Here is a 1203-nt window from a genome sequence, read left to right as displayed (position 1 = left end):
GAAAGCTGGCTTGTTGGCTTCGATGAACCAGAAGTAAGCGTTGCGTTTTCGCCTTGTTCAGTTTCCTTGGTTGATACATCCTGGGTGCGGCTACCAGAAGTCGTTTGCGACGTCGCCGGGGTAGATGAACCAATACCGATTGTCATTGCGATACCTCCTTGTGGCTTTGCTTAATAGTCATTACGTGTGCAGATGCACTAGGTAGAAGCCCTATGTGTTTATTAATGATTATAGTTACTATCGGCAGTTTAACCCAAAATGTTAAGAATATTTTGTAGTTTTATGTAAATTTTCTTATGAAGTGTCTAAACATAAGGTTTTCCGTATAGAGTGTGATGTAAATCAGTAGTTTAATAGTAATTTATGCCTGATTTGATTTTGCGTAGGTACTTAACCGGCGGGATAAGTCTAGGGCTGAAACCGATGCCCGAAAGCTGAGGTCTGTCATCGCAAGTGGTTTTTCGCGTTACTTACTTCACTCTCCGCGCATCAAATCAATTGCGATAACGCGCTGCACTCGTTACCTTTTTTATCGTTCTTGCCAATCAAACCCCAATTATCTCTTTTCAACTAATCGTTGAGTTAGCAAAGCGTTTACCAAGGTTGGCGAAGTCTTCACTTGACATTAGTATGTCAAAAATATCTTCAGGTGCTCCTTTGCCTTCGGCGCGATGGGTTATAAAGTTGAAGTCCAACTCAATTAAGTGTTCAAGGCGCGGCGCATAGAAATCGGGGTATTGCGCCTGCATGATGGGGGGCAACTCGTTGTAATTACCCAGCACTTCTTTGAAGAATTCGGTCATCTTGCCGGTTTGTTCATACTCCAATTTACCGCGAGCTATAACCGCTAATCTTCTTGCTGTTTCCTGGTCATACTCTTCTTTCCAGGCGGCTTTTCGCTCATTGGTCGTAAATGTGCCGCTATCGTCATAAATAATCAGTGCTAGCTGATCCTGAGATAAACCGCTAAAGGGGTTGCTGCCCCTACCATGGTTAAAGGAGGTGGCTTGTTTTGCTCGTTCCAGTAGTTCGGGATCATCGGTGTTAGGTACTTCTGCGTCATATTTTGCACGGTGAAGATGAAAGTCCCGAGTTATTGGCTGGAGCAACGCATCTGCTTTTTGGCCTAGTGCTTTACGGTCCAGGCTGGCATCACGCTCTTCCGCACGCAGTGCGCTGTCGCTTAACTGCTGAGCCAACGTG

Annotated in this window: 1 protein-coding gene; it reads right to left on the bottom strand. The window is 45.1% G+C overall.

Annotation, left to right across the window (positions count from 1 at the left end; all coding sequences use genetic code 11):
- Window positions 1-566: 566 nt before the first annotated feature.
- A partial coding sequence (locus ACT3R4_RS18410) for a hypothetical protein (RefSeq protein WP_496201876.1) occupies window positions 567-1203 on the bottom strand: 637 nt, incomplete at its 5' end.

This window comes from Halomonas sp. AOP7-E1-9 (assembly GCF_052376035.1).
Taxonomy (GTDB): Bacteria; Pseudomonadota; Gammaproteobacteria; order Pseudomonadales; family Halomonadaceae; genus Vreelandella; species Vreelandella citrativorans.
This window is presented reverse-complemented; position numbering and strand designations above follow the sequence as displayed.